Source organism: Xanthomonas hydrangeae, assembly GCF_032697525.1.
In the GTDB taxonomy this organism is placed as follows: Bacteria; Pseudomonadota; Gammaproteobacteria; order Xanthomonadales; family Xanthomonadaceae; genus Xanthomonas; species Xanthomonas hydrangeae.
The window spans coordinates 1,790,969-1,813,971 of record NZ_CP103836.1; the positions used below are offsets into that span (position 1 = coordinate 1,790,969).

The window sequence follows — 23,003 nt, forward strand, 5'->3', positions numbered from 1 at the left end:
CAAGTCACACTGTGCCGCCCCGCCCTCATGCAGCGCTGCGGGGGTCAGGCCAGATGCGCCAACGGCAAGCCTTCCGGTGCCTTGACGGTGCGCAGCACGAAGCTGGAATTGACGTCGGACACGCCGGTGGCGTTGAGCAGGCGGTCGAGCAGAAACCGCGAGAAATGCTCCAGATCGCGCACCTGGACCTGCAGCAGGTAATCCATGTCGCCGGTGAGCGCCCAGCAGGCCACCACCTCGTCCCAGCCGCGCACGCCATCGGCGAAATGCTCGATATCTGCCTGGCCGTGCTGCTCCAGCTGCACCCGCACGAACGCCTGCAATCCCAGTCCCAGCGCCCTGGCATCCAGGCGCGCGCCGTAGCCGGCGATGATGCCGGCCGCCTCCAGCCGTTGGGTACGGCGCAGGCAGGCCGATGCCGACAGATTGACCTGCACCGCCAACTCCGCATTGCTGCTGCGCCCCTGCGTCTGCAGCAGGGCGAGCAGGCGTAGATCGGTGCGGTCCAGGGTGATGGGTTGATCCATATATTGCGCAGTAGCAGAAGATGACGCACGAATCTTGCGCCATCTGGCGTTGACCGCGCAAGATTCGCAATCCCGTTGCGCGACCATCGGGCTAAGGTGAGCGCTGATCATCGGGAACTGCCGCCGCATGAACATCGCACCGCAACGCGTCGAGAATCAGCTCACCGACAAGGGCTATGTGCCGGTCTACACCACCGCCGTGGTCGAGCAGCCGTGGGATGGCTACAGCGCCGACGACCACGCCACCTGGGGTACCTTGTATCGCCGCCAGCGCGCGCTGCTGGTCGGGCGCGCCTGCGACGAGTTCCTGCAGGCGCAGGATGCGATGGGCATGGGCGACACGCACATCCCGCGTTTCGATGCGCTCAATGCGGTGCTGCAGGCGGCCACCGGCTGGACCCTGGTCGGCGTGCAGGGCCTGCTGCCGGAGCTGGATTTCTTCGAGCATCTGGCCAACAAGCGCTTCCCGGTGACGTGGTGGATCCGCCGCCCCGAGCAGATCGATTACATCGCCGAACCGGACCTGTTCCATGACCTGTTCGGGCACGTGCCGCTGCTGATGAACCCGCTGTTTGCCGACTTCATGCAGGCCTACGGCCGTGGCGGAGTCAAGGCGCACGGCATCGGGCCGGACGCGCTGCAGAATCTCACCCGCCTGTACTGGTACACGGTGGAATTCGGCCTGATCGCAACGCCGCAAGGGTTGCGCATCTTCGGGGCCGGCATCGTGTCGTCCAAGGGCGAATCGCTGTATTCGCTGGAATCGCCGGCGCCCAACCGGATCGGCTTCGACCTGCAACGCATCATGCGCACGCGCTACCGCATCGACAGCTTTCAAAAGACCTATTTCGTCATCGACAGCTTCGCGCAATTGATGGACGCTACCGCGCCGGACTTCACCCCAATCTATGCCGATCTTGCGCAGCAGGCGCAGGTGCCTGCCGGCGATGTACTTGTCACAGATCGGGTACTCCAGCGCGGTACCGGCGAAGGTTGGAGTTGCGAGGGCGATGTGTGAGCGGTGCCGGGGTGGCGCGAGATCGCTGCACCGACTCGACAGCACTGCCCACGCGGACTAAGGTCAAACCTCCCCACACCGCCTTCGCTCAATGGACCTGACGCAGCTACGCATCCGGCGCTTGGAGCTGGACGACACCCGCCTGCTGTTCACCCTGGCCAATGGCATCCGTATCGATGAGCCCATCAAGGCGCATCGGCTGTTGTTCAAGGCGGCGGCGGCGCAGCGCGCGCAGTGGCAGATCACCGAGGACGGTTTTGGGGTGAACTGGCCCGCCGTCGCGCCGCCCACCCCGGAGGGCCTGCTCAACATGCCCGAGCTGTTGTGGCGCCGCCGCAGCGCGCGCGCGCAGACCAAACTGACCACGCTGCGTGGACACCTGGATGCGCTGACCCCCGGCGAGCGCGAGCTGGTTGCACTGGCACGGCTGGACGCGGACATGGTCGAAAGCGGCTACGCGCGCTATTTCGACCGCTGGGACGCCAGCACGCGTACTTACGCGCTGCAGGCGCTGGCGGCGATGGGTGCGGCGCAGACACGCCAGGCGATCGAAGGCCTGGGCACCGTGTTCGAACGCCTGGAAGAAGACCCGAATCTGCTCAGCATCGAAGACATCCTCGACGCCATGAACGAGACCGACCGCCAGCGCGTGGATGGCTGGGAAGAAGTCTATTACCGCCGCTCCGGCGAACTGGCGCGGTTGGGGCTGACCCACTATGGGGTGGATAAGGCCTGAGCCGCCGCTACTGCATTGCCGGTGCCGGATGCGTCTTGCCGCAGCCCGGACTCACAGCCGGCACTGCGCATCGTCCACACCGGGCACGCGCTCCCATTGCCAGGTGTCCACCTGCTCGCCGCGCGGCAGATAGTCCACGTCGAACTCCTTGCCATCGCGACGCAGGCGCAGGTGCAGGCGCTCGGTCTGGTTGCCCTGGATGCCGTCCTGCGGCACCGGCCGCACGATTTCATCGCCATTGCGCACGCCTGCACGGGCGGCCGCAGATTCCGGTATCAGGCCGCGCACGATGCGTTTGGGTTCGGCCAGCACCGCCGGCTCGAACCCCAGCACATACCGCCGCAGCGGTTTGCTGGTTCTGCGAAAGCACGGCCCGAACGCGTCCGATGCCGGCAAAGGCGGGGTGCCCGCCAGAAACCCGTGGAACTCCTGCACCGCCGTATCGCCCAGCTCTGCCTTCAGCAAGGACTCCCAGTCAGCCTGGGTCGCATTGCGCTCCTGGGTGATCAGCAACAGTGCGCGCAGCAGGTCATCCAGAGAGCGTTGACCGTGCGAGCGCTTGCGCAGCGCATCGTCCACCGTGGCCAGATACAACATGCCGCGGTCATAGGCGAGCGTCCGGATACGGGTGTCCTTCCAGAACCCCTCCTCTATGCGTGCATTGGGCAGCGCGCCCAGCGCGTTGGTGTAGTAACGCGCCGCGGTGAGGTTGAGGCCAGTCAGATACTGCTGCGGGGTGAACAAACCGAAACGCAGCGGCAGCCGGGCCTCGTAAAAGACCGCCGAGCCCTCGCTGAACCAGGTCGTGGATTCGCCACCGTTGCGCGACAGGCGCGGTTGATAGGTGTGGAACATTTCATGCGACAAGGTGACCTTGATCTCGTCCAGATCGGTCTCTGCCGGCGTGCCGTAGGTTGTGATGAAGGACCGGTACAAGGCGGTTCCGCCGCCGGCGTTGACCGGGTTGTAGCGCAGGAAAATCGTATAGGGCCTGGATTCCGGCTGCGGAAACAGGGTTTCGAACCGTTCGTGCAGCTCGCCCACCCAGGCGGACAACGCGCTTGCATCGAAGGGCGGCTGCCCCTGCCAGGCAACCGAAAACCCGTCCGCCCGCGGCACGCTCGGCCAGCGCCCGATGTCCCCTGCCATGAAGAACAAGCCGGGCAGGCTGCCGGTATCGATGTCCCCGACCTGCACGTCGCCCTCCCCGAACGAGCTCACGCCCCTGGCGCCGGCCGGCAGGTGGCTCAGATCCCAACCGATGTTCAACGCGTAGATCTGCTCCTCGGGCGGCAGCACCAGAAACATCGCCGACGTTCCAGAAAACGCATGCGCGTCGTTGCGGAACGAAATCGGCGGGGCCGGGCCGCGCGGCGGCCGCGTTGCGTTGGCCGGTACGCGGTAGCGCAGGGTCAGTGGGCCGCTGAGCGCACGCGGTGCGGTCCAGACACGCAACTGACTCTGATCGCCGTTTTCCTGCGCGCTGGCCGCACGTCCCGAAAGCTGCACCTGGCCGTGCGCATCGGTCGCCTCGATCGAGGCGATGTGCTCGGCGAAGGTGTCCACGTTGTTCACCTGCATCGGCAACTGCGCCACGATGCCGCCACGCGGGACGGCAAGTTCACCAATGCGCAGGCGCACCTCCAGCGCGGTCACCTCACCCTTGTCTGCGTAGGGCGCAAGTTGCAGCTCCAGGGCAACCGGCGCGGGTACTGACGGCGCCGGGCTTGCCACTGCGCCAGTTGCCACAGTGGTGAGTACGAACAGGAGCAACCAGGAAGTTTTCATACGCGCCGGACGCTGGGGATGGCAGATCATGCCGCCGGTCGAGGCCGCCTACCAGTGTGCAGAAGGTCACGGCTTGCAAGGCAGTGCAATGGCTGCCGTGTCTTGGAACGGGTGATGCTGATGTCTGACATTTGCGGCGACCGCTCCGTCGCAGTGCCGGGCGGTTGCACTGCGCTTGTGTGGGCGGGCCAGACGTTGACTTTAGGACGGAAGCTGAACTTACTTGGCCCGAATACAAAATTAAGTTGCTTTTATACCACTGAAGAGTAATTTAATTTGGTATGGCTAAACGTGTCCCTCCCACCATGCCGCGTGCCCAGCGCCAGATCGAGGCGCTGGGAGAACGCTTGCGCGCCGCACGACTGCGTCGCGAGATGACCCAGCGCGAGCTGGCCACCCGCGTCGGCGTCAGCGTGCCAACCCTGGCCAAGCTGGAAAACGGCGATCCATCGACCAGTCTGGCGACCGTTCTCCGTGTACTGACCGTGCTTGGTCTGGACAAGGACATCGATCTTCTGGCGCAGGCCGATCTACTGGGGAGGCAGTTGCAGGACAGCCGGCTGCGTCGCCCGGGGCCCTCCTCCATCAGGAGCGAGCCATGAGTTCGGCTCCCTTCGCGCATGACATCAACAAGGTCGAGGTGTGGCTAGAGGATCAATCATTGGGCGGCAGCTCCCTGGTTGGATATTTGACACGCCAATACAGCCGCCGTGGCGAGACACTGCAGTTCGAATATGTCGCCGGCTGGCTGGCCAACGAGACACCTGTTCGCGCGTTCGCGCTCGACCCGCAACTGCCGCTTTATGAGGGCGCATCGATTGCACGCGCCGGAGCGTCCGAGTTGACCGCTACCTTTTTGGATTGTTCGCCCGATCGCTGGGGCAAACTGCTGATGAAGCGCAGAGAAGTGATCATGGCGCGCGAACAAGGCCGAAAAGTTCGTGCACTGCGGCCCTGGGATTATCTGATCGGCGTCAACGATGCGTCCCGCATGGGCGCGCTGAGGTTGCGCGACAGCACGACCGGCCGATACCTCGACGACCATGCATTGAGTGCACCGCCCATGACGCAATTGCGCGAGTTGGAAGCGATTGCTCGGCGCCTTGAGCGCGATGACATGGATGACAGCGACATGGATCTCACGTGGGTCAAGCAACTGATCGCGCCCGGCGCTTCGCTTGGTGGCGCCAGGCCCAAGGCAAGTGTCCAAGAGTCGGATGATTCTCTCTGGCTGGCGAAATTTCCTTCCGCTGACGACCTCTACGACGTGGGGCGATGGGAATACATCACCTACCGTCTGTCACTGGCCGCGGGCATCAGCATGCCTGCCGCCAAACCACTGGAACTGTCCAATCACGGCACCACGTTCGCGGTGCAGCGCTTTGATCGCACTGCGCATAGCCGCCGTGCATATGCCTCGGCATTTACGCTGCTGGATGTGGAACACAGCGAAGCGTCGTCTTACGTCGATATTGCGCATGCCATCGAAGTCGTTGGCGCAACACACGCGATTCAACATGATCTGCACCAGTTATTCCGCCGCGTCGCCTTCAACATACTGGTCGGCAATCGCGACGATCACTTACGCAATCATGGATTCCTGCGTGAGCACGACGGCTGGCGTTTGGCACCTGCGTTCGACGTCAATCCAAACCAGGACAAAGACGTGCACGTGCTGGCCATCAGTCTTGACGACACCACACCCGATACGGCGCTATTGATGGAAACGCACGATTATTATCGGCTGACCAGAGCGCAGGCATTGGCCATCATTGAAGAAGTACGCGCGGCGGTTGCGCGGTGGCAACAGGAAGCTGTGCGATGCAACGCCAGCCGCACCGAGATAGTGGCGATGGAGTCGGTGATTGATCCGATGCGATAGGCTTGATTTCAAGGCTTATCGTGAGCATCGTAACCGGGAGATCGATGATACGTATCAGTGACGTGTGGCTTATATCTTCGGTGCCACTGTGTATGCCAGCAATATAACCAATGGCTCTTCTCCGATTTGCTGCAAAGCGTGGGTGCTTCCCGGCCGCGTCAGTAGCGCATCGCCTGCGTTGACTTCGTATTGCTTTCCATCCAGCGCATACAGCCCGCGGCCGCTGACGATGTAGTAGATCTCGTCCTTGTCGTGCAGGTGCAGGCCGATGCCGGCGCCTTTGTGCAGCACGCGTTTGCGCAGCACGAACTTGAGCTCCGGTGCGTCGGCAAAGAAGGGATACGCGGTGGTCGGGCCGGCGCCGCCGTGCGGGCCGGGTTGGTCGCGGGCGAGGTCGCGTTCGTGCACCACCAGCGAGGGATGCGCCTGCGCGGCGCGTTGTGCGGCTGTGTCGGGGGCTGCGCCGCAATCGGCGTCGCGACGGAGTTGCGGTTTCAGCGCTGGCTGCAGTTGCACCCAGCCATGCACGACCAGGCAGGCGATCGCGGTGGCGCCGGCGCGGCTGAAGTGGGTGCCATCGGCCTTGCCTTGTTCGGGCACGAACAGGAAGTACGGTTTGGCTGCTTGTTCGCCGAGTGCGCGGATCCAGTCGCTGGAACTGGCATTGAGATCGATCAGGGCAACGTGCTCTTGCGCTGCGAGTTGCTGCATGGCCAGCGTATAGCGGCCGTGGGTGTCGAGCAGCGCGCCGAAGTCGTAGAGCAGGCGAGCGACGGGTGTGATCAGGATCGGCGTGGCGCCCTTGTCGCGCGCGACGTCGATATAGCGGCGCAGGAACTGCTGATAGTCGCTGTGCGCGTCGGTGTAGCGGGTCGGGTCTTCGTGTTTGGCGTCGTTGTGGCCGAACTGGATCAGCAGGATGTCGCCGCGTTGCAGTTGGTTGGCGATGGCATCCAGGCGTCCTTCTGCGATGAAACTGCGGGTGCTGCGGCCGCCCTTGGCGTGGTTGCGGACCTGCCACTGCGCAGGGTCGAACCAGTCTTGCAGCACTTGGCCCCAGCCGGCTTGCGGCGCGCGCTCCGGGCCGTACTCGGCAGCGGTGGAGTCGCCGGCGATGAAGATGTGGTGTGGATTGGCGCGGGCGAGGTTTGCGGAGAGCAGCAGCAACGATGCGAAGAGAAGCAGACGCATGGTGCCTCCGGGCAAGAGTGTTTAGGACAGCGCGGTGTCCCTTCTCCCATCGGGAGAAGGTGCCCGAAGAGCGGATGAGGGTGCGGCGGCATCGGAAATGCTGGACGGCCGTACTGTCGTCTCAAGCCTTTCAAGCCTTTTCCGTTTAGGCCAGCTGTCTTCCGCCGTACCCTCACCCCAACCCCACTCCCGGCGGGAGAGGGGCTTTAGCGCTTCGGGGGGCCGGTTAAGCTGCCGCTGCTGCAGCGGCTTCCGGCTTGCCCAATACGCTGGCGACGAAGGCGCGGATCTCGGCGTCCTGGGCGTTGTCGAAGAAGCACTGCTGGAAGCGCTCGCCGCCGACAGCCTGCTTGATCAGTTCCGGGTCGATGGCGCGCAGGCCGTCGATGTACGACTTGGCGGTGGCCTGCTTGAGCTGGGTGAGGATGCCGGCGTTGGCGGCCTGCGATTCGCGACGCTCGGCCGGGTAGCCCAGGCCACGCTCGCCGCTGAAGGCCTTTTCGAAGATGTAGCGCACGTTGATTTCCGCGCCCCAGCCGTAGCCCTTGGCGAATGCCAGCGACAAAGCATTGCCGTTGTTGACCTGGGCGAACAGGTAGGCGTCGGTCGGCTCGATGCAGTAGCCGCAGAACACGCCCGGGTGTGCGTTGAGCGACATCATGGCGCCCTGGCCGGTGCCGCAGCCGGCGACGACGAAGTCGACCGCCTTGGAGTTCAACAGCAGGCTGGCGACGATGCCCAGGTGGATGTAGGTCAGGCGGTGGTCGTTGTCGCCGTCCATGCCGACGTTGAACACGCTGTGGCCCTGCTCGCTGGCGACGTCGTTGAGCTGCTGCAGGATCACCGGGTTCTTGCCGGCCTGACTGAACTCATTCATGAGTGCGATTTTCATGGGAATGCTCCGATTGGTTGGGGAAGTCGTTTCGAATGTGGAATGTGGAATGTGGCTGGTGTGTGCGCTTGGGTGCTGTCCTGCTCCGCTTTTCCAGTGCCTTGTCCGAGAGGGATTACGACGCTGATCGACAACGGAAGAAATGCTTCGGGGCCTGCAGCGCGCGTTTGGTCGATGTATGTGCCTGCCGACCCTCATCCGCCCTTCGGGCACCTTCTCCCGGCGGGAGAAGGGAACAGCGCATTTTCCTCAGCGTGCCAGCCAGCCGCCGTCGACCGGGATGATGGCGCCGTTGACGTAATCCGAGGCGCTGCTGGCCAGGAACACCGCCGTGCCGCCGAGGTCGGCCGGGACGCCCCAGCGCGCGGCCGGGATGCGGTCCAGGATGGACTTGTTGCGGTCCTGGTCGGCACGCAGCTGGGCGGTGTTGTCGGTGGCCATGTAGCCGGGCGCGATGGCGTTGGTGGTCACGCCCTTGCTGCCCCACTCGTTGGCCAGCAGGCGGGTGATGCCGGCGATGCCGGACTTGCTGGCGGTGTACGACGGCACCCGGATGCCGCCCTGGAACGACAGCATCGAGGCGATGTTGATGATCTTGCCGCTGCCCTGGGCGATGAAATGGCGGCCGGCGGCCTGGGCCATGAAGAAGGCCGATTTCAGATTGACGTTCATCACGTCGTCCCAATCCTGCTCGCTGAAATCCACCGCGTCGGTGCGGCGGATCAGGCCGGCGTTATTGACCAGAATATCCAGGCGGCCCAGGCCGTCCAGGGTTTCCTTGAGGATGCGCTCGACTGGCTCGAGGCTGATCAGGTTGGCCTGGATGGCGATGAAGCGGCGGCCCAGGCCCTTGACCAGTTCTTCGGTATCGGTCGGCGCCTGGATGCCGGCGGCGGCGATGTCGGCGCCGGCCTGCGCCAGTGCCAGCGCGATGCCCTGGCCCAGGCCAGTGTTGGCACCGGTGACCAGTGCGACCTTGCCTTCGAGACTGAACGGATTGCTCATTACCTTATCGCTCCTGCTGGGTGATGCCACGTTGGATGAGTGCGTTGCGTCCGCGCGCTGCGCGGCCACGCATTGATGGAGCTATCGCATTCACTTGGCTGGTGAATCGCATTAACCGAGTTATTGCGCTGATTAAGTAGTGCCTTGCAAGCGCCAGCGTCATTTGAGCTGGCAGATGTCCAGCACGTGCATGTCGGTGTAATCCAGGTTTTCGCCGCCCATCGCCCAGATGAAGGCGTAATTGCTGGTGCCGGCACCCATGTGGATCGACCACGGCGGCGACACCACCGCTTCGTTGTTCTGGATCACGATGTGGCGCTGCGCGTCCGGCTCGCCCATGAAGTGATAGACGCGGTCGTTGGCGCCAAGGTCGAAGTAGAAATACACCTCGCTGCGGCGGTCGTGCAGATGCGGCGGCATGGTGTTCCAGACGCTGCCCGGCTTGAGCACGGTCAGGCCCAGCAGCAGCTGCGAGGACTGGCAGGTGGCCGGCACGATGTATTGATAGATGGTGCGCTCGTTGCTGGTTTCCAGCGCGCCGCGCTCCAGTGCCACTGCGTCCTTGATCGAGAGTTGTTTGGTCTCGAAGCGCGCGTGCGCCGGCGTGGAGGCCAGGTAGAACTTGGCCGGGTTGCTGGCGTCTGACGAGGCGAACGTGACCTCGGTGCTGCCCATCGCCACGTACAGGCCGTCCTTTGGCCCGAGCGTGTAGGCGGCGCCGTCCACGGTCACGGTGCCGGGACCGGCGCCGACGTTGAGGATGCCCAGCTCACGGCGCTCCAGGAACGGATGGCCGGCAGCGGAAGCAGGTTCGGTCTGCCTGGGCAGCTCCAGCGTTTTACCAAGCGGTGCCGCGCCACCGAGCACAAAGCGCTCGTAGTGGGTGTATTTGAGGGTCACCGCATCGTCGATAAACAAGCCATCGAGCAGATAAAGCTCGCGCAGGTCATCGTTGCTGGCGCCCTTGATGGCATCGGGATGGGTGGCGTAGTGGGTCTTGCAGTACAGGGACATGCGCGATCTCCGGTGACAAGCAAGGGGGATATTGGCTTGCACCGGCATAGTCTACCGGCTCTGGTTAACCGGTGTCATTGCGCAGTGCACGATAGGGTCTCGGCCTTGTGGCGGCTTCGTCCCTTCTCCCTGCGGGAGAAGGTGGCGCGCGAGCGCCGGATGAGGGTACGAGGCTGCGCGCTGTGTGCGGGCGCGTGGCTAGGTTGGTCGAGTAGAGGCTTGTGCGCCCCTCCCACTTCAGCGCTTGTCCGAGCTTTCTTAGATGGCTGTCTGCCGCCGTACCCTCACCCCAACCCCCGCTCCGCGCCCCGGCCCGCGCTTGCGGCGCGGGCGCTCCAAGGCACGCGCGCCCATGGCGCGCAAGCCGTGCCTTCTCGCCCCGACGGGAGAGGGGCTTTGTTCCTTGCGTGGCGTCCCCTTGCCTGGTCTTTGACCTCGCTCAATCTTCCGGCGGCTGGCAGGAGTCGCGCACGATCAGGTGCGGGCGCACGCTGGCGGTGGGCAGCTGCGGGGCGTTGTCGGGCTGGATCAGCATGGCGGCGGCGGTGCGACCGGTGTCGCGGGTGTGGCGGCGCACCGAAGTCAGCGGCGGCCACAGCCGCGAGGCCAGCGAGCTGTCGTCGTAGCCGATCACCGACAGCTGGCGCGGGATGTTGATCCCCGCCCGCAGGGCGACCTTGTAGATACCGGCGGCCATTTCGTCGTTACCGGTGAAGATGGCGGTGGGGCGTTTCTTGCCCAGCAGCAGCTTTTCGGCCGCGGCCACGCCCGACTCGAAGGTATACCCGGCTTCGACGATGCGCTCGGGCGGCAACTCGATGCCGCGCCGGGTCAGTGCGTCGGCAAAGCCGGAGGTGCGCTCGATCGAGGAGCGGTAGGCACTGGGGCCGGTGACCAGGGCGATGTCGCGGTGGCCGAGCGAGAGCAGGTAGTCGGCGGCCTCGGCGGCGCCGTCGCGGTCGTGGGTGATCACCGTCTGCGAGGTGGCGTCCAGCGCGACCGAGGCGATGCGGGTGTAGCGGCAGCCGATCTCGGCCAGCATGTCGGCCAGCGCCTGGTCCTCGGAGGCGCGTGGCACCAGGATCACCCCGTGCAGCTTCTGCGCCTGGGCGAAGCGGCGCACGCCTTCGATGTAGCCGGGGCTGCGGCTGTCGCAGGGGTGCACCACCAGTTCAAAACTGGAGCCGCGCAGCGCGTCCAGCGCGCCGTATTGCATGTCCACGATGTATTGCGCGGTGGGATTGTCGTAGACCATGCCGATCAGGAACGAGCGCCGGAACGCCAACCCGCGCGCGAGCGGGTCGGGCGAGTAGCCGACCTCGCGCATCAGCGCCTCGACCTTCTCGCGGGTGTCCTGGCGAACCAGCGGCGAGTTGTTGATGATCCGCGAAACGGTCTTCTTGGACACCCCGGACATCCGGGCGATGTCGTTGATCGTGGCTACCTTGCCCTTCGGCAGGCCGGGCATTCCCTCTTCAGGCATCTTGCGGGCGGGCATAGCGGTCAACCATTCAAGTTGATTGGATTCTACCGGCCAGCGGGCCGGCAAGCCTTCGCAGACTTGCCGATGTCCCGAATCCGCCATGACCGGGGCGCCGTTGCGTGATGCGCCACGGCATGCCCGGCAGTGCAGAACGGTCAGTCCAGGGCGCGGTAGCGGAAGTTGCGGAATTCCACCTGGCCCTGGCCTGACGCATACAGCGCCGGTTTCAGCGCCAGGAACTTGCCGGCCACGTTGTGGTGATAGCCGGACACTTCCATCTGTACCGGGTACTTGGTCCAGGTGGTGCCGTCGGTGCTGCTGTGGATGGTGACGATGTGGCGGTTGTTGGTGACGCGCAGCCATAGCGCGCCGCCCTTGCCGCTGGGCGCCAGCCTGGCCGGGCGTTCTTCGCCGTAGCGGTGCATGACGAAGTTCTCGCCGTTGCTCCCCACCCCGGCGTAGAGCTTGTCGCTGTAGAACAGCAGCGCCCCGCCCTGCCCGCCCGGTGCCACGGTCATCTGCACCTCGAACTGGTAGGCCTGGTCGGGCGCGATCAGGGTCAGCGGCGAGGCATCGCGCGGGGCGCTGCCCTTGCCCTGCAGGCGCAGCACGCCATCGCCTACTTGCAGACGCTTGGCTTCGTCGGCGGCCGGGTTGAAGAACGCCCACTGCGGGCCGAGCGTGCTGGCGCGGAAGTCGTCCGACAACCTCAGGCCATGCGGCAAGGCCTGCCCGCTGGGCTTTTTCAGCGGCGTGCCCAGGTCGCCGCCCTTGGCGACGAACCAGCCGTCCGGCGTCCATTCGATCGGGTCGAGCAAGGCCTGCCGGCCCAGCGTCCAGTAGCCATGTTCGTAGCCGTGGTAGAGCATCCACCAGCGCTTGTCGGTGCCTTCCACCAGGGTGGCATGGCCGCGCGACCACCACGGCTCGTCGGCGCTCTTGGTGCGGGTGATCGGGTTGTTGGGCGCGTTCTGCCAGGGGCCGTGGATCGAGCGCGAGCGCGCGGTGATCACCATGTGCCCGGTTGGCGGGCCGGCGGTGCCGCCGACTGCGGTGGTCATGTAATACCAGCCGTTGTGGCGGGTGATCTTGGGGCCTTCCTGCGCATAGCCTTCCACGTCCCAGCTTTCCGGGTATTTCCAGCCGTCGTAGACGTGCTTGGGCGTGCCGACCACCTTGAAGCCGTCGTCGGACAGCTGCACGTAATCGCCGCCGCTCAGGAACAGATAGCGCTTGCCGTCTTCGCCCACGGCATGGCCGGGGTCGATGTACTTGCCCAGGCCGATGTCGATCGGCGCGCTCCACGGGCCCTTGATGTCGTCGGCCCAGACCACGAAGTTGCTGCGCTCGCCCTGGTCGCCGCGGCGCGCGGGGAAATAGATGTAATAGCGCTTGCCGTGCCTGATCAGATCCGGCGCCCAGATCGCGCCGACGTTCTGCGTGATCGCATGGCCCAGCGGTTGCCAGTTGACCAGATCGCGCGAATGCCAGATCGGCAGGCCCGGATACGCGTCGAACGAGGACAGCGTGAGGTAATAGTCGTCACCGTCCTTGAGCACCGACGGGTCGGGGTGATCGCCGGCCAGCACCGGGTTGAGGAAGGTGCCGTTGCCCTGGTCGGCAATGCGCTGCTGTTCGATGCCGCGCTTCCAGTCGGCCGCAGCGCTTAGCCCGGCACACAGCAGCAGGCCGCCGGCCAGCAGCCAACGCAAACGGGGTGAAGTGATACGCACACGCATGCTCTCTCCTTGACCCCCAACCTGCGGGGCGATGCGGCGGCCGACGCCTTAGATCGTCGGCCGCGGGGATGACGGCGGAAACTCCCGCCAGCAGCGGCGCTGAGCACAGCTCATGCAGCGTCGCCAAGCGACTGTCGGATGGGGTGGCCGGAGCAGTGGAATCGCACGTGGTAGATGCCGATTCGTTCGCCCCGACCGCACCCTGCCGACGGACACGCAGTGGATGGCGTGGCGCCCTTACGCGCGCAGTGCCCTCGGCAACCACAACGACAGTTCGGGGAAAAACGCCACGATCAGCAGCACGCATAACGCGGCCAACCAGAATGGCCAGATGGTGCGCATGCTCTGGGCGATGGTGATCTGGCCGATCGAGGTGCCGATAAACAACACCGAGCCGATCGGCGGGGTGATCAGGCCGATACCGCCGGCCAGCACCATCACCAGACCGAAGTGGATCGGGTCGATGCCGTAGGCCTTGACCACCGGCAGGAAGATCGGCGTGCAGATCAAAATCTTCGGCGCCAGGTCCATGAACATGCCCAGCAGCAACAGCATCACCACGATCATCAACAGCACGGTGTTCTTGCTGTCGGCGATGGCCTGGAGGAACTTCACTGCGGCTGCCGGCACCTGCAAGTAAGCAAGCAACCAACCGAACACTGCAGCCGTGGCGATCACGAACAGGATCACGCCGGTGGTGCGCGCCGCGTGCGTGACCGCGGCGAAGAACTCGGCCCAACGCAGCTGCCGATACAGCAACGCGGTGACGATCAACGCATACACCACTGCAATCGCGGCGCTCTCCACTGCGGTGAAGATGCCGGCGCGAATACCGATGAAGATCAGCGCCACCAACCCCAGGCCCGGCAATGCGCCGAACAGGCGCAACGCCACTGCGCGCCAGCCGGGGAACGGCTCGGTGCCGTAGCCGCGATGGCGTGCGACCGCATAGCCGGTGACCATCATTGCCGCCGTCATCAACAGCGCGGGAAAGATGCCGGCGGCGAACAGATCGGCGATCGAGATACCGCCGCCCGCCGCTGCGGAAAACAGGATCAGGTTATGCGAGGGCGGCACCAGCAAGGCCACCAATGCGGCGGTCATGCTGACGTTGACCGCGTAATCGCGGTCGTAACCGCGCTTGATCATCTGCGGAATCATGGTGCCGCCGACCGCCGAGACGTCGGCAATCGCCGAACCGGACACGCCACCGAAGAACAGCGACGACAGCACGCTGACCTGGCCCAGGCCACCACGCACGCGCCCCACCAGCGACGAGGCCAAGGCGATCAAACGTTCGGAAATACCACCGCGCAACATCAACTCGCCGGCGAAGATAAACAGCGGGATCGCGATCAACGAGGCCGAGCCGCTGCCGGCGGAAATCTGCTGCACCAGCACCACGGTGGGCAGGTCCAGATACAGCAGCGTGGCCAGCGCGGCCGCGCCCAGCGCATAGGCCACCGGCACGCCGATCAGCAGCAGCACCACGAAGGTTCCCAACAACATGGCGATGCCCATCAGCGCACTCCTCCGGTGTGGATCGGGCGCAGCACACGCCACAGCTTGTACAAGGCAAAGAGCACCATCAGCGCGCCGCCGATCGACAGCGGCAGGTAGTTGATGCTCTGCGGCATCTGCGCGCCGGCCATCTTGATATCCAGCCCATCCAGCAGCAGCGCCGCGCTCCACCACGCCAGCACCGCACCGATGGCGATGATCATCAGCGGGCGGATCAGGTCGAACACCCTGCGCACCAGCGGCGGCACGTGCTCGCCCAGCAGATAGAAGCCGAAGTGGCGATTGGTATGCACGCCAGCGGCCGCGCCCAGGCTCAGTGCGGTGCTCAGCAACAGCAGCGTCACCGGCTCGGTCCAGCTGGGCGAGTCGTTGAGCACGTAGCGGGTGAACACCTGCCAGCCCTGCACGACCACCAGGCCCAGCAGCGCGATGGAGGCCACGCCAACGGCGGTATCGGAAACGCGGTCCAGCGCGCGCTGCAACGGCGCGACCGGGACGGCGGGAGTCTCGGGTTCGGTCATTGGATTACCTCTATGCAAAATCGCGGATGCGGCGATACAACGCTTCGATCTCCGGCTGCTTGCGGTACTCGGCCAGCAGCGGGGCGGAGGCGGCACGGAACGCCGGCATGTCGACCTGGTTGAGCTTGACGCCGTAGTCGATCACCTGTTTGCGCGCAACCGTTTCCGAGGCATCCCACAAGGTGCGCATCACCGGCACCGACTGCTTGGCCAGATCCACCACCAGCGCGCGATCGGCCGGGCTCAGCGATTCGAAGCTCTGCCGCGACATCACCAGGATGTCCGGCGCATAGGAATGCTCGCTCTGCGACCAGTAGTGCGCGGCTTCGAAATGCCGGCTGGACTGGAAGCTGCGCATGTTGTTTTCCGCACCGTCGATCATGTGCGTTTCCATCGCCGAGAACGTCTCGCCCAGCGACATCGGGGTGGGATTGGCGCCCAGCATGCGCATCAGCTTGAGGAAGATGTCCGAGGAGGCCACGCGCAGCTTCAGGCCCTTGAGATCTTCCGGGCGGTGCAGCGGGTGCTTGGTGTTGTAGAAGCAGCGCGCGCCCGAATCGTAGATCGCTAGGCCGACCAGATCGCGCTGCTCGAAGCTGCGCAGCACGCTGTCGCCGACATGGCCGTCGATGGCGCGACGCAGATGCGGCACCGAGTCGAACACGTACGGAAGGCACAGCGCCTGAGTCAGCGGAAAAGTGTTGTTCAACGCGCCCGAATACACCCGGGTGATGTCGATGGCGCCGAAGCGCGCCATGTCGATCGCCTCCGACTCGCGGCCCAGCTGGCCGGAGTGGTACTGGCGCAGCTTGAGCCGGCCGTTGGTGCGTGCTTCGAGCTGCTTGCCGAACCACCGCACCGCTTCCACGGTGGGGTAGTCGCCGATATGCACGTCGGTGGCGGTCAACAACTGCCCGCCGGGGATCGGCGTGGTGGCACCGGCGCCCAGCCAGGGGCCGGCTGCGGCGGCACCGAGCCCGGCACCGAGGAAATGTCTGCGTGTGATCATTGGCGCCCTCCCAAGCGTCTGGTCACTGGGTCCGAATCAGGTAGCGGACACAGCCGTACAGGAAATGTCGCCGATGCCGGCGAAGCGAATCAGGGCACGCTGTCCCACTTCGATGTCATGGATACCGGTGGCATTGCCCGTGGCAATGAGATCACCGCGCTTGAGCGGGCGCCCGCGCTGGGCCGAACGACTGAGCGCAAACGCGTAGGCGGCGCGCAATCCACCCGGCAACGTGGTGGCCCCACCGGTACCGACAACCTGGTCGTCGATCAGCGTTTCGGCAGTCAGCGCGGACTCGTCGCGTGCCAGCCAGTCGGTCACTTCCGGGCCCAGAATCAGGCCGTTATTGTTGCCGAAGTCGGAAATCACCACGCGCGGGCCCAGCTTGTTGATGGTGGCCAGCGGGCTGCTGGCGATCTCCACGCCGATGAACAACGTTGCCGGCAGCTGCGCGGCCTGCTCCGGGGTGAAGTGGGTCTGCTCGGCGGGTGCGTCCGCTTCCAGGCGTAGCACGTATTCGGCCTCTACCGCGCCGAAGCCACCCTGGTAGATCGGGAACTGTGTTGTTCCACCGGTAGCATTCCAGAGCTTCCCAGAGAAGATCGGGCCCAGCAGACGGTCGTCGCCGGAGGCGTCGCGGCGCTCGGCAGCGATATAGCCCACCTTCCAGCCGACCACTTGGTCGTCCCACTGGCTGATGGCGATGTCCTGCACCTGATAGGCAGTGACCAGATCCTCAGGGATTTGCCCGGGAAAGTCGGGCAGCGATGCCCCTGCACGGCGTGCCTCCACAAACTGCTGGGCGATCTGCGACAGCATGGATGTGGACGATGGCGGGGTGGCGGCGTCGTTGCTCAAGGGTGTCTCCCTGCTAGTGTTTTTGTTGCACTGCCAATCGACAGTGGCACGGTGTGCTGTATATGGTAAACCGGTGTCATTGGCAATGTGCAGTGCGGCAAAGTTAGCCTTCAAAGCGAAGCAACCCTGGGAGGGGTGGATGGAACAGACAAGCCAAACGCGTGTTCTTACTGCGTTTTCAGGTGCTATGCGGCGGTGCCTGCCGCTGGTGTTGCTGGCGACCTCACTATTGATCGGGCCGGTGGTTGCGGCCGAGGTGCCCAGTGCCGACACTGCGGCCGAACAGGCCAGCCGGATCGGGCTTTGGCCCGAGGGCATGGCACCGGGGGACAATGCCCTGAAGCAGCCGCAGCGCATCGTCGAGCGCAGCAACGTCCCCGCCGAGCCTGATCGCTACATCCAGCAGATCAGCACGCCTTACCTGGTGGTCTACCGGCCCAAGCAGCCAAACGGCACTGCCCTGCTGGTCACCCCCGGCGGCGGCTACCAGCGCATCGTGCTGGACAACGAAGGCAGCGCGCTGGTGCCCAGCTTCGTCGACCAGGCCGGCATCACCCTGTTCGTGTTGCGCTACCGGCTGCCCGGCGAAGGCCATCCGAACGGGGCCGATGTGCCGCTGGCCGACGCGCAGCGCGCGCTGCGGCTGATCCGCGCCAATGCCGCCCGCTACGGCATCGACACGCAGCGCGTCGGGGTGATGGGGTTCTCGGCCGGCGGCCATGTCGCCGCCAGCCTGGGCACCCGCTATGCCGCGCAGGTGTACCCGAAGCTGGATGCGGCCGATGCGCTGAGCGCGCGGCCGGATTTCGAGCTGCTGATCTACCCGGTGATCGACATGGACAGTGCCAACGCGCACGCGGGCTCGCGCGAGCGCCTGCTCGGCAGCAGTCCGAGCGATGCGCAGGTGCGCGCGTACTCGCCCCACCTGCATGTGGATGCACGCACGCCGCCGACCTTTCTGCTGCATGCGCAGGACGACACGGTGGTGTCGGTGCGCAACAGCCTGTTGATGCATGACGCGTTGCTGCGTGCCGGCGTGCCCAGCGAGCTGCATGTGTTTCCGCAGGGCGGTCATGGCTTCGGTACCGCCAGCGGCACCGGGCTGACCGTGGCTGCGTGGCCGCAGCTGGCGCAGGCCTGGATTGCGCATGTCGGCAAGGTGCAAACGCCCGCGACTGCGACTGCGACGACTGCGAATGCACCTGCACCTGCACCCGCCTCTGTACCGGCACAGGACGCCGCGCGATGAAGCAGCCGTCCACGCCCGACGCACGGCGGCGCACGCTGTTGCGGGGCGGCTTGCTTGCCACCGCTGCAGCTGTGCTGCCGGGTTTCGCAGGCGCGGCCGCAACAGCGCCTGCGCGCGACGGCAGTACGCCGCTGGCACACGTGCGTGGCGGCGCACTGCGCGGTTATCGCGATCAAGGTATCTGCGTGTTCAAGGGCATCCCGTACGGCGGCGACACCGCAGCGCGGCGCTTTCAGGCGCCAGTGCCGGAAACGCCCTGGCAGGGCGTGCGCGATGCCAGCGCTTTCGGTGCCGCTGCACCGCAACCCAAGGCCAGCGAACCCACCAGCGAGGAGTGCCTGTTCCTCAACGTGTGGACGCCGGGCCTGCGCGATGGCGGCAAGCGGCCGATCCTGTTCTATATCCACGGCGGCGGCTACACCACCGGCTCCGGCAGCGACCCGCTCTACGACGGCGTGCGTCTGTGCAAGCGCGGCGATGTGGTGGTGGTCACCGTCAATCACCGGCTCAACCTGTTCGGCTATCTGTCGCTGGCGCAGCTGGGCGATGCGCGTTTTGCCGACTCCGGCAATGCCGGGCAGCTGGACCTGATCCAGGCACTGCAGTGGGTGCGCCAGCACGCTGCCGAATTCGGCGGCGATATTGGCAATGTCACCGTGTTCGGCCAGTCCGGTGGCGGCGCCAAGATCGCCACCTTGATGGCGATGCCTGCCGCACGCGGCCTGTTCCATCGCGCGTGGACCATGAGCGGGCAGCAGGTCACCGTGGCCGGCCCGCGCGCGGCCACCCAGCGCGCGCAACTGCTGCTGGATGCGCTGAAACTTGCGCCAGGCGCGCTTGCACGCATCCGCTCCATGCCTGTGGCGCAGCTGCTGGCTGCCGCACAAGTGCGCGACCCCTCGCGGGTGGAAAACAGCGCGTTGTATTTCGGCCCGGTGCTGGATGCGCGCAATGTGCCGGTGCACCCGTTCTGGCCGACCGCCCCGCTGCAATCGGCGAAGATTCCGCTGGTGATCGGCAATACCCGCGATGAGACGCGCGCGTTTCTCGGCAACGATGCGAAGAACTTCGCGCTGAGCTGGGACGAGCTGCCGGCAAAGCTGGAAACCCAGCAATACGTGGATCTGCTGCCGCAGCTGGTGATTGCCGAATACCGCCGGCTGTATCCGCAATATTCGCCATCGGACGTGTTCTTTGCGGCCACCACCGCAGGGCGCTCGTGGCGCGGTGCGGTCGAAGAAGCCGAGGCACGCGCGCGTCAAGGCGCACCCACCTGGGTCTATCAACTGGATTGGGGCTCGCCACTGGATGGCGGCAAGTTCGGTGCCTTCCACACACTGGATATTCCGCTGGTCTTCGACACCATTGCGCAACCGGGTTCGCGCACCGGCGACAGCGCCGATGCACAGCGCATGGCCGAGCAGATGAGCGAGGCGCTGCTTGCATTCGCGCGCAGTGGCGACCCGAATCATCGTGGTCTGCCGCGTTGGCGGCAGTATTCAGTGCAGCAGCGCGAGACGCTGCTGTTCGATACACCGAGCCGGCTCGAACACGATCCGCGCGGTGGCGAGCGCAAGCTGTATCAGCAAGCGCCTTTCATTCAACGCGGTACGTTTTGACTGACTTTCGTGGTCAAGGTCGAGGTCGAGCATGGTCTGATCGCACTCCGCGGCGGCACGGTGTGGCGTGCGTATAGGCGCCCATCAGAGCGCGGCTGGGGTCATCGTGCTTGCGCTCTTCTGCCTGCCTGCGGTCTTCTGATCACCTCTCGCCTTCTGACTACCTTTCGTTTTTCCGATCGCTTTCCTCATTGGTGATTCATGGGTTTTTCGTCTCTTGTACCGTTGATTTTGCTGGCAGCAATCGCTGCACCTGTTGCGTACGCTGCAGATGCCTCACCGGTTGATGCATCAACTGCAAGCGTGCCAGCGTTTAACGTAGCCGCTAGCGGCAAGCACTTTGCCGCCAGCAAGATCGTGCTGGTAGGCGACTCCACCACCGCCGTGCAAGGTGGCTGGGGGCCCAGCTTCTGCGCACAGCATGTGACCTCGTTCCTGAGCTGCCTCAATCTGGCGCGCGGTGGCCGCAGCACGTCCAACTATCGCGCCGAAGGCTCGTGGGAGATCGCACTGAAGGAGCTGCGCAGCGGCGGCTATCGACAGGTGTATGTGTTGATCCAGTTCGGGCACAACGATCAACCCGGCAAACCGGGACGTTCCACCGAGTTGGCGACCGAATTCCCGGCGAATCTTCGCCGTTATGTCGCCGACGCACGTGCCGCCGGTGCGATTCCAGTGCTGGTCACGCCATTGACGCGGCGGCAATTCGAACGCGGCCAATTAATCGACGACTTGGCGCCGTGGGCGGAGACAACACGCGCAGTTGCACGCGAGTTACAGGTGCCGTTGATCGACCTGCATGCGCGCAGCCGTGCGCTGGTGCAGGGCATGGGCCCGGTGTTGGCGATGCGGCTGGCGCAGCGGCCTGCCGATCCGGAACAAGTGATTGCCGCGCAATCGGGCACCACGATCGGCAAGACGCCGGCGCAGGCATTGCACGCGTCGCCGCTGTCGTCGTCAAAGATTGCGGCAGCGGACAGCGTGCCGTCCGCTGCACAGGACAACGCCAGCGCCGAGCCGATGGGCCAGGCCAAACTCGCGTTCGACTACACGCATCTTGGCGCGGACGGCGCGGATCTGTTCGCGGCGATTGTCGCCGACGAGTTGGCAAAGCAGGTGCCTGCGTTGCGGCCGCTGTTGATTCCGTGATGCGTCATTGTATCTGATCGACTAGAGCTGCTGATCTGCGGCTTGGCTGCAGGGCCCTTGCCCGCCCACCCTCGCGGGACACGCCGCAAGTACGTCCGTGTAGGCTCTTACGCGGCATCCATGCCGCGTAAGGTCCCGCGACGGTGGGCGGGCAAGGACCAGTGGAGATGATCGGTGTGCATGGTGCAAGCAATGTCTTACGTGGGTTGCTTAGATAACGGCACGCCTGATTCATCTTCTCAATGCAAGCCGAGCGATGGACAAGCTTTAACAAAGCAACCGGCCAACTCTCTGGTGCGGTGTCCTCGCCGCTTGCGGGACCGTGTGGCGGCATGGATGCCGCCACCGAGCCTACAGGGACTACTTGCGGCGTGTCCCGCGAGCGGTGAGGGCACCGCGCATTCGACCCACTCGGTGTTTGATCTGGACGTCTGACTGCATCCACCAAGAGACGGCCGACAAACCACTGCACTCACTGACAGGCGCTCGCTCGCTAGGTTTTGTCAGCCGCTCTTAGCTGCATCAACTCACAACAGGCACCGGCGCATCCGCTTCGATCACTTGCTCGCGCTTGAGCTCATCCCACACAGCTGCCGGAATCGCCACGCGCATCGACGCCGCATTCGCGTGCGCCTGCTCGGCCGTACGCGCGCCCGGAATCACCGCCGAGACCACTTGCGGTGCGGCGGCAAACTGCAGCGAGACGGTGCGCAGATCCACGCCGTGGCGGTCGCAGATCGCCAGCGCTTTCTGTCGCATGGCCGGCGCCCATTCCGGCACGCTGCCATCGTAAAGATAACGCTCGCGCCCGGCCAGATAACCCGCCAACAGCGGCGCGCCAACGACGACCGAGGCGCCATGTTTGGCGATCTTCGGGAAGGTGTCGTGCAGTGCACGCGCGTGATCGAGCAGCGAGTATTGGCAGGCAAGCAGGAAGATGTCGGGGTCGGCTTCTTCGATCGCACGCAAGGCCGGTTCCGGACGATTGACGCCAAAACCCCAGGCCTTGATCAAGCCTTCCTTGCGCATCTTGGTCAGCTCGGGCATGGCGCCTTTCACCGCTTCGGCGAAGCGCTGTTCCCATGGCATACCGAGGTCTTTTTCGTTCTCCGGCGACAGATCGTGGATGTAGGCGATATCGATCTGCGACACGCCCAGGCGCTGCAGGCTGTCTTCGATCGAGCGGCGCACGCCGGAGGCGCTGTAGTCGTAGCGATAGTCGAAGGGCGAGGGCTGCTGCCACATCGTCTTGGGCGGTTTGTCGGTCGCGGTGAGCAGGCGCCCGACCTTGGTCGACAGCACGTATTCGTCTGCGGCGTGATTGTGCAGATGATGACCGGTGCGACGCTCCGACAACCCCAACCCGTACCACGGCGAGGTATCGAAATAGCGCACGCCCGACTCCCACACCGCCGCCAGGGTCGCTTCGCTCTGCGCATCGCTGGTGGCTGCGAATCCATTGCCGATCGCCACGCCACCAAAGCCTAGACGGCTCGCAGGACGATACCGCGCACCCTTGGTCGCTGCATTGGTAGGCAGCTTCGATACGGTGGTGTTGCCGCGCGTAGGCATCACGCTGCCGGGCGCGGAGGACTGCGCCAACAACGGCGCAGCGGCCAACGCAGCGGTGCCGGCAGCGGCGGCGGAGAGGAATTGGCGACGTGTATTCATGAGGATTCCTTGCAACGACTTGAGACACAAGGATGGCCCCGCATGCGTGCAGATAAAGTCAGCGCATGGGTTTCGAACGTGCACAAGCGTTCAACAGATAGCCCGGGCACGTGCCTATATGCCGCGTAAAG

Annotated in this window: 20 protein-coding genes; 7 read left to right on the forward strand and 13 right to left on the reverse strand. The window is 65.0% G+C overall.

The window, feature by feature from the left end; genetic code table 11:
• Positions 1-44 precede the first annotated feature (44 nt).
• Entirely contained in the window at positions 45-527 is a 483-nt protein-coding gene (locus tag NYR97_RS07370) for an Lrp/AsnC family transcriptional regulator (RefSeq protein ID WP_316697314.1), read from the reverse strand.
• Between the two features lie 127 nt (positions 528-654).
• Here NYR97_RS07370 and phhA point away from each other — a divergent pair, with 127 nt between their 5' ends.
• Both phhA and NYR97_RS07380 read left to right on the forward strand, forming a co-directional pair.
• The gene (gene phhA / locus NYR97_RS07375; protein WP_154844311.1) at positions 655-1,545 is read left to right on the forward strand and encodes a phenylalanine 4-monooxygenase; all 891 of its coding nucleotides are present in this window, start codon (positions 655-657) and stop codon (positions 1,543-1,545) included.
• Between the two features lie 91 nt (positions 1,546-1,636).
• On the forward strand, positions 1,637-2,281 hold the full coding sequence (locus NYR97_RS07380; protein WP_316697316.1) for a DMP19 family protein: 645 nt from the start codon (positions 1,637-1,639) through the stop codon (positions 2,279-2,281).
• Positions 2,282-2,332: 51 nt separating this feature from the next.
• Here NYR97_RS07380 and NYR97_RS07385 read toward each other — a convergent pair whose 3' ends face one another.
• On the reverse strand, positions 2,333-4,069 hold the full coding sequence (locus NYR97_RS07385; RefSeq protein WP_316697317.1) for a M61 metallopeptidase family protein: 1,737 nt from the start codon (positions 4,067-4,069) through the stop codon (positions 2,333-2,335).
• A 305-nt stretch (positions 4,070-4,374) separates the two neighbouring features.
• Here NYR97_RS07385 and NYR97_RS07390 point away from each other — a divergent pair, with 305 nt between their 5' ends.
• On the forward strand, positions 4,375-4,671 hold the full coding sequence (locus NYR97_RS07390; protein WP_205394722.1) for a helix-turn-helix domain-containing protein: 297 nt from the start codon (positions 4,375-4,377) through the stop codon (positions 4,669-4,671).
• The gene (locus NYR97_RS07395; RefSeq protein WP_316697318.1) at positions 4,668-5,951 is read left to right on the forward strand and encodes a type II toxin-antitoxin system HipA family toxin; all 1,284 of its coding nucleotides are present in this window, start codon (positions 4,668-4,670) and stop codon (positions 5,949-5,951) included. Before NYR97_RS07390 ends, NYR97_RS07395 begins: the two co-directional genes overlap by 4 nt.
• Before the next feature lie 69 nt (positions 5,952-6,020).
• On the opposite strand, the gene NYR97_RS07400 is transcribed toward NYR97_RS07395, so the two are convergent.
• The 10 genes from NYR97_RS07400 to NYR97_RS07445 all read right to left on the reverse strand — a co-directional run bounded on the left by NYR97_RS07400 (position 6,021) and on the right by NYR97_RS07445 (position 17,184).
• Entirely contained in the window at positions 6,021-7,142 is a 1,122-nt protein-coding gene (locus NYR97_RS07400; RefSeq protein ID WP_316697319.1) for a GDSL-type esterase/lipase family protein, read from the reverse strand.
• Between the two features lie 226 nt (positions 7,143-7,368).
• Positions 7,369-8,034, reverse strand: coding sequence for an RpiB/LacA/LacB family sugar-phosphate isomerase (locus NYR97_RS07405; RefSeq protein WP_205393234.1), 666 nt, complete (start codon positions 8,032-8,034; stop codon positions 7,369-7,371).
• Between the two features lie 249 nt (positions 8,035-8,283).
• Positions 8,284-9,039: a 2-dehydro-3-deoxy-D-gluconate 5-dehydrogenase KduD gene (gene kduD, locus NYR97_RS07410; protein ID WP_316697320.1), complete on the reverse strand. Its 756-nt coding sequence runs from the start codon at positions 9,037-9,039 to the stop codon at positions 8,284-8,286.
• A gap of 159 nt (positions 9,040-9,198) precedes the next feature.
• A complete protein-coding gene (gene kduI / locus NYR97_RS07415; protein WP_210762666.1) occupies positions 9,199-10,053 on the reverse strand; it encodes a 5-dehydro-4-deoxy-D-glucuronate isomerase in 855 nt (284 codons plus the stop codon).
• A gap of 439 nt (positions 10,054-10,492) precedes the next feature.
• Complete coding sequence (locus NYR97_RS07420) at positions 10,493-11,551, reverse strand: LacI family DNA-binding transcriptional regulator (RefSeq protein WP_316697321.1); 1,059 nt, start codon at positions 11,549-11,551, stop codon at positions 10,493-10,495.
• A 140-nt stretch (positions 11,552-11,691) separates the two neighbouring features.
• The gene (locus NYR97_RS07425; protein ID WP_316697322.1) at positions 11,692-13,275 is read right to left on the reverse strand and encodes a family 43 glycosylhydrolase; all 1,584 of its coding nucleotides are present in this window, start codon (positions 13,273-13,275) and stop codon (positions 11,692-11,694) included.
• Between the two features lie 237 nt (positions 13,276-13,512).
• The gene (locus NYR97_RS07430) at positions 13,513-14,796 is read right to left on the reverse strand and encodes a TRAP transporter large permease (RefSeq protein WP_006452152.1); all 1,284 of its coding nucleotides are present in this window, start codon (positions 14,794-14,796) and stop codon (positions 13,513-13,515) included.
• Complete coding sequence (locus NYR97_RS07435) at positions 14,796-15,317, reverse strand: TRAP transporter small permease (RefSeq protein ID WP_205393230.1); 522 nt, start codon at positions 15,315-15,317, stop codon at positions 14,796-14,798. The genes NYR97_RS07430 and NYR97_RS07435 overlap by 1 nt, the downstream gene beginning before the upstream one ends.
• Positions 15,318-15,327: 10 nt before the next feature.
• Entirely contained in the window at positions 15,328-16,326 is a 999-nt protein-coding gene (locus NYR97_RS07440) for a TRAP transporter substrate-binding protein (protein ID WP_205393229.1), read from the reverse strand.
• A 36-nt stretch (positions 16,327-16,362) separates the two neighbouring features.
• Entirely contained in the window at positions 16,363-17,184 is an 822-nt protein-coding gene (locus NYR97_RS07445) for a 2-keto-4-pentenoate hydratase (RefSeq protein ID WP_316697324.1), read from the reverse strand.
• A gap of 139 nt (positions 17,185-17,323) precedes the next feature.
• Here NYR97_RS07445 and NYR97_RS07450 point away from each other — a divergent pair, with 139 nt between their 5' ends.
• From NYR97_RS07450 to NYR97_RS07460, 3 genes are all read left to right on the forward strand, one after another.
• Positions 17,324-18,433 carry an alpha/beta hydrolase gene (locus NYR97_RS07450; RefSeq protein WP_316697325.1) on the forward strand — a complete coding sequence of 370 codons (1,110 nt, stop codon included), beginning with the start codon at positions 17,324-17,326 and terminating at the stop codon, positions 18,431-18,433.
• Positions 18,430-20,052: a carboxylesterase/lipase family protein gene (locus NYR97_RS07455; RefSeq protein ID WP_316697327.1), complete on the forward strand. Its 1,623-nt coding sequence runs from the start codon at positions 18,430-18,432 to the stop codon at positions 20,050-20,052. The genes NYR97_RS07450 and NYR97_RS07455 overlap by 4 nt, the downstream gene beginning before the upstream one ends.
• A gap of 201 nt (positions 20,053-20,253) precedes the next feature.
• A complete protein-coding gene (locus NYR97_RS07460) occupies positions 20,254-21,201 on the forward strand; it encodes a rhamnogalacturonan acetylesterase (protein WP_316697329.1) in 948 nt (315 codons plus the stop codon).
• A gap of 522 nt (positions 21,202-21,723) precedes the next feature.
• Here NYR97_RS07460 and NYR97_RS07465 read toward each other — a convergent pair.
• Positions 21,724-22,872 carry an aldo/keto reductase gene (locus NYR97_RS07465; protein WP_316697330.1) on the reverse strand — a complete coding sequence of 383 codons (1,149 nt, stop codon included), beginning with the start codon at positions 22,870-22,872 and terminating at the stop codon, positions 21,724-21,726.
• Between the last annotated feature and the right edge of the window lie 131 nt (positions 22,873-23,003).

What these genes read in the sequence shown, in the direction of transcription:
- NYR97_RS07370 (WP_316697314.1), bottom strand. Translation starts at nt 527, where the DNA reads ATGGATCAACCCATCACCCTGGACCGCACCGATCTACGCCTGCTCGCC.
- phhA (WP_154844311.1), top strand. Translation starts at nt 655, where the DNA reads ATGAACATCGCACCGCAACGCGTCGAGAATCAGCTCACCGACAAGGGC.
- NYR97_RS07380 (WP_316697316.1), top strand. Translation starts at nt 1,637, where the DNA reads ATGGACCTGACGCAGCTACGCATCCGGCGCTTGGAGCTGGACGACACC.
- NYR97_RS07385 (WP_316697317.1), bottom strand. Translation starts at nt 4,069, where the DNA reads ATGAAAACTTCCTGGTTGCTCCTGTTCGTACTCACCACTGTGGCAACT.
- NYR97_RS07390 (WP_205394722.1), top strand. Translation starts at nt 4,375, where the DNA reads ATGCCGCGTGCCCAGCGCCAGATCGAGGCGCTGGGAGAACGCTTGCGC.
- NYR97_RS07395 (WP_316697318.1), top strand. Translation starts at nt 4,668, where the DNA reads ATGAGTTCGGCTCCCTTCGCGCATGACATCAACAAGGTCGAGGTGTGG.
- NYR97_RS07400 (WP_316697319.1), bottom strand. Translation starts at nt 7,142, where the DNA reads ATGCGTCTGCTTCTCTTCGCATCGTTGCTGCTGCTCTCCGCAAACCTC.
- NYR97_RS07405 (WP_205393234.1), bottom strand. Translation starts at nt 8,034, where the DNA reads ATGAAAATCGCACTCATGAATGAGTTCAGTCAGGCCGGCAAGAACCCG.
- kduD (WP_316697320.1), bottom strand. Translation starts at nt 9,039, where the DNA reads ATGAGCAATCCGTTCAGTCTCGAAGGCAAGGTCGCACTGGTCACCGGT.
- kduI (WP_210762666.1), bottom strand. Translation starts at nt 10,053, where the DNA reads ATGTCCCTGTACTGCAAGACCCACTACGCCACCCATCCCGATGCCATC.
- NYR97_RS07420 (WP_316697321.1), bottom strand. Translation starts at nt 11,551, where the DNA reads ATGCCCGCCCGCAAGATGCCTGAAGAGGGAATGCCCGGCCTGCCGAAG.
- NYR97_RS07425 (WP_316697322.1), bottom strand. Translation starts at nt 13,275, where the DNA reads ATGCGTGTGCGTATCACTTCACCCCGTTTGCGTTGGCTGCTGGCCGGC.
- NYR97_RS07430 (WP_006452152.1), bottom strand. Translation starts at nt 14,796, where the DNA reads ATGGGCATCGCCATGTTGTTGGGAACCTTCGTGGTGCTGCTGCTGATC.
- NYR97_RS07435 (WP_205393230.1), bottom strand. Translation starts at nt 15,317, where the DNA reads ATGACCGAACCCGAGACTCCCGCCGTCCCGGTCGCGCCGTTGCAGCGC.
- NYR97_RS07440 (WP_205393229.1), bottom strand. Translation starts at nt 16,326, where the DNA reads ATGATCACACGCAGACATTTCCTCGGTGCCGGGCTCGGTGCCGCCGCA.
- NYR97_RS07450 (WP_316697325.1), top strand. Translation starts at nt 17,324, where the DNA reads ATGGAACAGACAAGCCAAACGCGTGTTCTTACTGCGTTTTCAGGTGCT.
- NYR97_RS07455 (WP_316697327.1), top strand. Translation starts at nt 18,430, where the DNA reads ATGAAGCAGCCGTCCACGCCCGACGCACGGCGGCGCACGCTGTTGCGG.
- NYR97_RS07460 (WP_316697329.1), top strand. Translation starts at nt 20,254, where the DNA reads ATGGGTTTTTCGTCTCTTGTACCGTTGATTTTGCTGGCAGCAATCGCT.
- NYR97_RS07465 (WP_316697330.1), bottom strand. Translation starts at nt 22,872, where the DNA reads ATGAATACACGTCGCCAATTCCTCTCCGCCGCCGCTGCCGGCACCGCT.